Source organism: Rickettsia sp. (assembly GCF_965035265.1).
Map to the genome: position 1 here is coordinate 1 of NZ_CBCDJS010000056.1, position 8,396 is coordinate 8,396.

Sequence of the window (8,396 nt, forward strand, 5' to 3'; positions counted from 1 at the left end):
GAGCGATAGAGAAAAGTGATTTTGCTATTTTAAAAGCTGTGCTTGACCATAATACTGCAAAAATAGAGTCTTGGATGCTTGATAAAGCTATAGAGAAAGGTGATTTAGAAATTCTAGATATAGTACTTAAGCATCCTACTATAGAGGTAAATAGCTATAATATTTATACGGCAGAAGAGACGCATAATTTGGATATTATTGAATTAGTAAAAAAATATTATAATTCTACTATAAATACTATTACGCCTGAAGAAACTACTATAGATACAACATTTACTGTAGTAGAAGTATTAGTATTAGGAGAGGGGATAGAAGTATAGTACCCTACGTTTTTTAAAAAACCCTTGATGTCATCCCTGCGAAAGCAGGGATCCATGCTAAAAAATCTTTAATTTTAAAGATTTTTTATTAGATAATTTTTTTTCAAATAAAGCTCCAAAAAGCTTTATTTGACTGGATTCCCGCTTCCGCGGGAATGACATAAAGTGAAAATCGTAGGGTACTATAGGATAGAAGGGGCATAAGTAATAAAAAATAAAACAAAGCTCTAGGTCATACCGTGGCCTCTTCACGGTATCCAAAAAACATTAGTATTTTTAACTGAATCTAGCTCATAAGTCGGCGTTGTTGCGTGGCTCGGTTTTTTGTTATTGCGAGAAGAATTACGTAGTAATTCGACGAAGCAATCCAGTAAAAAATTCTGTAAATCAGAATTTGTTTAATTATTTTGATTGCCGCGTCGCTTCGCTCCTCGCAATGACGAATCGGGTATCTATGCAATAACGCCTCACAAGTCGCGGGATGACAGTAGAAAACTGATCAACCCAACAATGCCTCGCAGAAATGACATAGAACGCTTTTTTTAAGCTATGCAACAAACTTGAACTGAAATTATTTTAAATATTGTTCAAGATTATTTTATTTAATTCATAATTTAAATGTGAGAAATTTATCTCATCAAATCCTTTTCTTGGAATAATAATCATTGCGAATTTTATAGCCTTAAGCTTAGAATCACTAACGATAATTCTAATTAGATGTCTCATACGCCTTTTAATTTTATTGCGAACCACGGCTTTTTTATTTAGCTTTTTGCTAACTTTGATCCCTAAAAAGGCGTTATATTTTGATTCAAGGAAAATTTTAGGAAGTTTTTTTGCTATTACCAAAATAAAATATCTTTCATGAAACTTCTTTCCAAGCTTATTTATAAGCTCAAATTCTTTTTGATTTTTTAAAGAGGTAATAGACAATTTGATAAGTCAGATTATTTTAAGCAGATAATTTATGTCTACCTTTAGCACGACGTTTGCTTAAGATTGCTCTTCCAGCCGGAGTAGCCATTCTAGCTCTAAAACCATGTCTTCTTTTTCTAACTAAATTGCTAGGTTGAAATGTACGTTTCATAATATTTATACCGAACGAAAATAAAAATTAATTGTTATAAATATGTCATCCCGTGGTTTGACCACGAGATCTCAAGACACAGACTGTAACACAAGATCCCGTGGTCAAGCCACGGGATGACATTAAATAGTTAAATATGTGCTTTTGCTTTTTCTACAATACTTGCGAATCCGTCACTGTTATTTACAGCAAGTTCTGCAAGTACTTTACGATCTATGTCAATTTCTGCCTTTTTAAGAGCTCCCATAAATTGGGAGTAAACAAGCCCATGTTCTCTTACTGCTGCATTTATTCTTTGAATCCATAAACCTCTAAAATCACGCTTACGATTTCTACGATCTCTATAAGCATATTGAAGAGCTTTTTCTACCTTTTCAATAGCTACTCTAAAGCAAGTACTTGCTCTACCTCTATAACCTTTTGCTAGTTTGAGGATTTTTTTATGTCGATTTTTGGAAATTTTTCCTGATTTTGCACGCGTCATTGCTTAGCTCCTAATTAAATTAATTTATACCGTACGGTAGAAAATATTTTTTAATATTATATCCGTCCTGAGGACAAAGTATTGTAGTTCCTCTAAGGTTACGAATTTGAGCTTTAGTGCGACGACGCATAAAGTGTTTTTTCCCTGCTTGAGATGCTATAACCTTGCCGGTAGCAGTAAGTTTAAAACGTTTTTTTACGGCAGATTTTGTTTTTAATTTAGGCATAATATTCCTTATAATTGGTATTTCTAGATTTGCCGGTAATTAGGCATACCAAAGCCATGTTACCGATGTGTTAATTACGCTAAAGGCTAATAATAGTTTTTTTTATCAGTTATTGCAAGGCTTATTTTGATTACAAAGCTTATTTAAGTATTTATAGTATATTGTTATTTATGCTATAATAGCCATCATTAACGTTTTTAATTGCAAAATATATGTTCGGACAAAACCCTAAAAGAAGCATATTAAACGGTGACGGTACTAAGTTAGAGGTGCAGTCTATTTTTAAGACTATACAAGGCGAGGGTATTTTTGTTGGTAGTCCTGCCATATTTATAAGGCTAGGAGGGTGTAACCTTGCTTGTAATTTTTGTGATACGGAGTTTGAAGATTTTGAGTTAGTAGATATAGATAAGATTTTAAATAAAGCCGAAAGTTTGGCATTAAATTCTAAAAATGAAAAATCGATTAATTTAGTAGTAATAACCGGTGGCGAGCCGATGCGTCAACCTATAGAGCTATTATGTCAGAAGTTATTAGACCGAGATTTTAAAGTTCAAATAGAGACTAACGGGACGTTATATCGTTCTTTGCCAAAAGGAGTGTATATAATTTGTTCGCCGAAAGCAGGTAAAACCGGTTATAGTAAAATAAGAGAAGACTTATTGCCGCAAATTAGTGCAGTGAAATTTATCGTTGCTAAAAATATTTTAGAATATGGCATCATACCGGAAGTAGGGCAAACAGCTTATAATATCCCGGTTTTTGTGCAACCTATGGATCAAAACGATCAAAAGCTCAATGATGAAAATAATGAGTTAGCAGTAAAATTAGCGCTAGAAAGCGGTGCTAGGTTGTCTCTACAAACCCATAAATTTTTAGGAATAGAATAATATTTGTAAGACATTGTGTATACATTTGTCTTACAAATATATCTTGAATTTTATATTAATTGAAGCTATTATAATCTTTTTTAAGTTTTAAAGTGTTGAAATAATGAGTGAAATATTAGAGCTTGAAGCAAAATCCCGCACAGAATTTGGGACGGGAGCAGCAAGAGCGTTAAGAAGAGAAGGGCGTATTCCAGCTATTATTTACGGAGCTGGTAAAACACCTGTTAGTATTTCTTTAGAAGAAAAGGAAATAACTAAATATTATAGAAAGCCGGCTTTTATCTCTCAGTTAATTAATTTAACAATTGATAAGAAGCAATATAAAGTATTGCCGAAAGCTGTAGAGTTACATCCTGTTACAGATATAGTACGCCATGTTGATTTTGTTTTTTTAGAAGAGAAAACCCAAAAGATGGAAGTACCTGTAGTATATGAAGGGAAAGAAAGAGCTTTAGGTGTTAAAAGAGGTGGATACTTCAATATAGTAAAAAGAAGAGTTACTTTATTATGCGATGTTAATAATATCCCAAGAAACGTAACTATCGATGTTACTAATATGCCTATTGCTACTTCGCTAAAATCTTCAAAAATAGAATTACCGAAAGGATGCAGTTTTACTACTAAAAAAGAATTTGTTCTTGCAACTATAATAGGACGTAGAGGAGCAAAAACTGAAGCTGAAGAAGGGCGAGTAGCAGAAGCAGGGAAATAAGCCGGGTAAGTTGAATAATTCATAATATTAAAAAACTTTTTATTTTTTTCTTTAAGAGGTTATTTGCAAATTAATTTTAATTAATAATTAAAGAGGTTTTTTAGCGAAAATTAATAAGATTTTTGCAGGAATATTATTCATATTTCAAAAAAATCTTATAATTTGCAGCAAAAAAGAACTAAATTATGGTTAAAATTTGTTTACAAATAGCCTCTAAGTGCAATAATTTTATGTAGTAGTTTTCTTAGTTAATTAATATTAAGAGAAGTTGCTACATATTTTTATATTATCTAACCTTAAAGAAAGGAGTGCAATATTATGAATAAGGATAAACCGTTTGGTTATAGTGCTGTTGCTAAATATATTGGTAACAAATTTATAGCAGAATTATGGCAGCAAAAATATACTATAATATCCACAATTCTTTTTTCTTATATCAGTAGTGTAAGTGGTGAGAATAATGATGATATTGAACAGAGAGAAAAACAATCTTTTGATAATTCTTTTTCTGATATATTGGTACAATTAGGTAATGATTTGCGTGAATGTCAATATAATACACATAGATATAATAAATTTATTGAAGGTCAAAGAGATACAATACGCGAGCAAGCGACGCTGATAAAGTTTATGAATGAAGGTCTGAAGTCTTTATGTAGTATTGTGGCTGGTGTATCTGTTTCTAATGATACTTACAGTCAATTCTGTGGTTTTGTTAATAATGGAGCTATTGATCTTTTAGGTACACAGTATGAACAGATAGACCTTATACATGATGAATTATGAGAAACTTTACGATGTCCTTCCTACGTAAGCACATGAGCGTCAACTTAAGAGGGTGCCCTTCGATGTCATCCCTGCGAAAGCAGGGATCCATGCTAAAAAAATCTTGATTTCAAAGATTTTTTTATTAGATAATTTTTTGTTAAATAAAGCTTCTTGAAGCTTTATTTAACTGGATTTCCGCCTACGCGGGAATGACATAGAATGAAAAATGTCCAGTACTATAGGGAATGACACCGAGCGTGTTTTTCGATCCACGCAATATAATGCCTTGCAAGAATGACATTATTCGGTACTTCTTCAAAATCAATATTTCTTCAAAAATTTTCCATTACATATTTAGGTAAATATTATGGTCCTTATTATTGGTCTTGGTAATCCAGGAAAAGAGTATCAATATACGAGGCATAATATCGGTTTTATTGCTATAGAGAAAATAGCAAACCAATATAATTCATCATTTAGCATAAAGAAAAAATTTAATTGTGAGATTGCTGAAACTATTAGTGATGGACAAAAGATAATTTTTATAAAGCCCACTACCTATATGAATTTGTCCGGTAAGTCGGTGGTAGCTTTGAAAACATATTATAATATTCACCTTGAAAAAATCTTTGTTATTCATGATGATATTGACTTGGAAACGGGTAGGATAAAATTTAAAACCGGGGGCGGTAACGGTGGGCATAACGGTTTAAAATCAATTGACGGGGTTATAGGCAATAATTATAATCGCATTAGAATTGGAGTCGGTAGACCGCAAAATAATCAGGATGTAGCAGATTACGTACTTAATAATTTCTTGAAATCCGAATATGAAATAGCAATTCAAGCTATAGATAAAATAGCTAATAATTTTGGCTTGATATTAGAGAATAAGTTAGAAGAATTTAAAAATAAGATTGGATAATGTTATTCTGAGTTGCCTGCATGGCTCAAGAAACCTACTCGATGTCATTCCTGCGAAAGCAGGAATCTAGTACTTTAAAACTTTTTAAAAGCTCAATATTATTTCACTTTTTTTTGGATTCCCGCTTTCGCGGGAATGACATAAAAATTTGAATTAAGAGGATCACTTATGACACAAGATTTTGAAATTGTTTATGCTGAAGAGATGGATAAAGCTTATTCAGCTATAATTTGGGATGCTTTTCATAAAGATGCACAAGAGAAAAAGGGTTTAACAGGGGATTTAAAATCTTTCTCTTTCTCATGTATAGACCAAAATAAAAATTTTATTGCCGGTATGCAAGGAATAAGCCTTTGGGGTGGTTTGTATATTACTTCATTGTTTGTAGATGAAAATCATAGAAATAAAAAATATGGAAGCTTATTAATGGAAAAAGCTGAAGAATTGGCACGTGAGCGTGATTGTAATTTTATTGTTTTATCGACTATGGATTTTCAGGCTAAACCTTTTTATGAAAAACTAGGATATAAACTAGAATTTATAAGACACGGTTATGAAAAAGATTCAGCTTCATATCATTTACGGAAGGATTTATGACACTAAAACTAGGAATTGTTGGTTTGCCGAATGTCGGTAAGTCGACGTTATTTAATGCCTTAACGGCAAGTCAGGCTGCGGATGCCGCTAATTATCCGTTTTGTACTATTGAGCCTAATAGCAGTAAAGTTTTAGTGCCGGATGAGCGTTTGCAACGACTCGCAAGTTTAGCTGGAAGCGGAAAAATTATTCCGTCTTATATTGAGTTTGTTGATATTGCAGGGCTTGTTAAAGGAGCAAGTAAAGGGGAGGGGCTTGGTAATAAGTTCTTATCTCATATCAGGGAAGTTGATGCAATATTGCATGTACTGCGTTGTTTTGAAGATGAGGATATAACGCATGTACATAATAAAGTTGATCCGCTGCATGACCTTGAGATTATTGAAACGGAATTAATACTTGCCGATATAGAATCGGTTGAGAAGCGTTTAGCTACAAGTGAAAAACGCTTGAAGTCAGGTGATAAAACAATGGCAGAGCAGATAGAGCTGTTAAAAGAGGTTTATAAGGTACTTGGCACGGATAAACCTGCAAGAGTGTTAAATGAAACTTTAGGAGCTGATAATTTAAAGCAATTGCAGTTAATTACTTCTAAGCCTGTCTTATATATATGTAATGTACTTGAAAAAGACGCAGCTATAGGTAATGAGTTTACAAAACTAGTAGCAGAAAGAGCAAAGAAAGAAAACGCTAAAAGCGTGGTAATTTCTTCAAAAATAGAAGCTGAGATTGCTTTACTTGAAAGCATGGAAGAAAAAGAAGAGTTTTTGAAATTTATAGGTCTTCACGAAACGGGGCTTAGTAAAGTAATTAAAGAGGGCTATAATTTACTAAACTTGAAGAGTTTCTTTACAATCGGTCCTAAAGAAGCTCATAGTTGGACTTTTAAAGATGGTACGCTTGCACCAGCTGCTGCCGGTATTATCCACACCGATTTTGAGAAAGGTTTTATCAGAGCAGAAGTTATCGGCTATGAAGATTATATAAATCTTGGTAGCGAAGCAAGAGCCAAGGAAGTAGGCAAAATGCGTTTAGAGGGTAAAGAATATAAAATGCAAGATGGGGATATAGTACATTTTAGGTTTAACATCTAAATACTTGTCGTCTTTAAAGAATTATTTCTTCATTTTATCATGGATTCGCGTACTCATGTACTTAAGTGTACACTCCGTTCGCTCACCATTCAAAATAAAGTCTAATTCTTTAAATACTTAAAGTATCAATATTATAGGTGATATTGTGAAAGAAGTTTTAAGCAAGGAAAATATTAAACTTCATAGAATGTTTTCCTTAATAGATGATGAGTATCACTGGGATGACAAAGATGCTAAAGAATATCATATAAGGCTTAGAAAAGAATATTATGTTCGTTGTATTTCAGTTTTTGACCACTGGCTTTCTGATGAAGAATGCGATGAACTAATGATATATTATCAAAGAAAATTTAATTCTAAGGAAAATAAAGAAAAATATTATCAATATGAGAAGTTATTTATAAAATTTTATTTGTATTTATTCAATAACACGAAAGTTTATGCACGTTTTGATAGATTATATGTTTCTTTTGATTCTAAAGAAGAATATTTATCGCATGTTTTATTAAGTGTAAGGGAGAGATTATTCTTAAAAATTATTCTCCCTGAGTATCATGCTATTATAGATGGCGGTCATGATTTAACTGATATATTAAAAGTAAAAAAAGATTATCCTGAAGGTTTGGAAGCAATAAGCAAAATAGTAAAAGATCATAGTCTTTATATTTTAGATTAGAAAAAGAAAGTAATATTATGAAAACAATTTTACCCGATCGCTCCCTAAAAATCCAAGCTAGGCTTAATTATATAGTAAGCCAAATTTTAGATATTGCACAAGATAAAATCGCTATGATTATCTTGTATGGTTCGTTTGCTAGAGGTGATTGGGTACGTGATTTACCAAACGGCTATCATAGCGATACCGATATTTTGATAATTCTGAAGAAAGGTAAGTATAAAGGGCATGCTACTTTAAAGTTAGAAGATAATATATACAAAAGGTTAGAGAAAACAGGAGTAATCACCAATCAGATTATTCCATACGATTCAGAGATATCTATAATTATTGAGTCGATAGATGAGGTAAATAGACAATTAGAGAAGGGGCGCTATTTTTACACTGATATTAAAAAAGAAGGTATTCTTTTATATGATAGTGGTGAGTTTCAGCTTTCTCAAGCTAAAAATTTGCCCTGGAGCGAAGTAAAAGAAATGGCTAAAGAAGATTATAAATACTGGTTTGGTAGAGGCGAAAGTTTTTTTATTGATTGTAAATATCCATTAGAAAGAGGTGATTTTAGTAAAAGTGCTTTTGAGCTACATCGAGCCACCGAAAGTTTTTACAGTAGCATT

General features: G+C 32.2%; 12 protein-coding genes and 1 pseudogene. 9 read left to right on the forward strand and 4 right to left on the reverse strand.

Annotated elements, in window-relative coordinates; all coding sequences use genetic code 11:
* Positions 1-320: pseudogene (locus AC1Z7D_RS04560) on the forward strand (hypothetical protein); the annotation flags it as partial.
* A 576-nt stretch (positions 321-896) separates the two neighbouring features.
* On the opposite strand, the gene rnpA reads toward AC1Z7D_RS04560, so the two are convergent.
* The 4 genes from rnpA to rpmI form a co-directional block, all read right to left on the reverse strand.
* Positions 897-1,253, reverse strand: coding sequence for a ribonuclease P protein component (gene rnpA, locus AC1Z7D_RS04565; RefSeq protein WP_482602374.1), 357 nt, complete (start codon positions 1,251-1,253; stop codon positions 897-899).
* A 19-nt stretch (positions 1,254-1,272) separates the two neighbouring features.
* Entirely contained in the window at positions 1,273-1,407 is a 135-nt protein-coding gene (rpmH, locus tag AC1Z7D_RS04570; RefSeq protein ID WP_341786901.1) for a 50S ribosomal protein L34, read from the reverse strand.
* A 130-nt stretch (positions 1,408-1,537) separates the two neighbouring features.
* Positions 1,538-1,891: a 50S ribosomal protein L20 gene (gene rplT, locus AC1Z7D_RS04575; RefSeq protein ID WP_482602376.1), complete on the reverse strand. Its 354-nt coding sequence runs from the start codon at positions 1,889-1,891 to the stop codon at positions 1,538-1,540.
* 19 nt (positions 1,892-1,910) lie between these two features.
* On the reverse strand, positions 1,911-2,117 hold the full coding sequence (rpmI, locus tag AC1Z7D_RS04580; RefSeq protein ID WP_202068800.1) for a 50S ribosomal protein L35: 207 nt from the start codon (positions 2,115-2,117) through the stop codon (positions 1,911-1,913).
* A 212-nt stretch (positions 2,118-2,329) separates the two neighbouring features.
* Here rpmI and AC1Z7D_RS04585 point away from each other — a divergent pair, with 212 nt between their 5' ends.
* From AC1Z7D_RS04585 to AC1Z7D_RS04620, 8 genes are all read left to right on the forward strand, one after another.
* Positions 2,330-3,007 carry a 7-carboxy-7-deazaguanine synthase QueE gene (locus AC1Z7D_RS04585; protein ID WP_482602379.1) on the forward strand — a complete coding sequence of 226 codons (678 nt, stop codon included), beginning with the start codon at positions 2,330-2,332 and terminating at the stop codon, positions 3,005-3,007.
* 103 nt (positions 3,008-3,110) lie between these two features.
* Positions 3,111-3,719, forward strand: a complete 609-nt coding sequence (locus AC1Z7D_RS04590; RefSeq protein ID WP_482602381.1) for a 50S ribosomal protein L25/general stress protein Ctc — start codon at positions 3,111-3,113, stop codon at positions 3,717-3,719.
* Between the two features lie 318 nt (positions 3,720-4,037).
* The gene (locus AC1Z7D_RS04595; protein WP_482602383.1) at positions 4,038-4,505 is read left to right on the forward strand and encodes a hypothetical protein; all 468 of its coding nucleotides are present in this window, start codon (positions 4,038-4,040) and stop codon (positions 4,503-4,505) included.
* Between the two features lie 349 nt (positions 4,506-4,854).
* Positions 4,855-5,412: an aminoacyl-tRNA hydrolase gene (gene pth, locus AC1Z7D_RS04600; RefSeq protein WP_482602385.1), complete on the forward strand. Its 558-nt coding sequence runs from the start codon at positions 4,855-4,857 to the stop codon at positions 5,410-5,412.
* A 168-nt stretch (positions 5,413-5,580) separates the two neighbouring features.
* A complete protein-coding gene (locus tag AC1Z7D_RS04605; protein WP_482602387.1) occupies positions 5,581-6,009 on the forward strand; it encodes a GNAT family N-acetyltransferase in 429 nt (142 codons plus the stop codon).
* Positions 6,006-7,103, forward strand: coding sequence for a redox-regulated ATPase YchF (ychF, locus tag AC1Z7D_RS04610; RefSeq protein ID WP_482602389.1), 1,098 nt, complete (start codon positions 6,006-6,008; stop codon positions 7,101-7,103). Before AC1Z7D_RS04605 ends, ychF begins: the two co-directional genes overlap by 4 nt.
* Before the next feature lie 145 nt (positions 7,104-7,248).
* Complete coding sequence (locus AC1Z7D_RS04615) at positions 7,249-7,779, forward strand: hypothetical protein (protein ID WP_482602391.1); 531 nt, start codon at positions 7,249-7,251, stop codon at positions 7,777-7,779.
* Between the two features lie 17 nt (positions 7,780-7,796).
* On the forward strand, positions 7,797-8,396 hold a 600-nt coding region (locus AC1Z7D_RS04620), incomplete at its 3' end, for a nucleotidyltransferase domain-containing protein (RefSeq protein ID WP_482602393.1).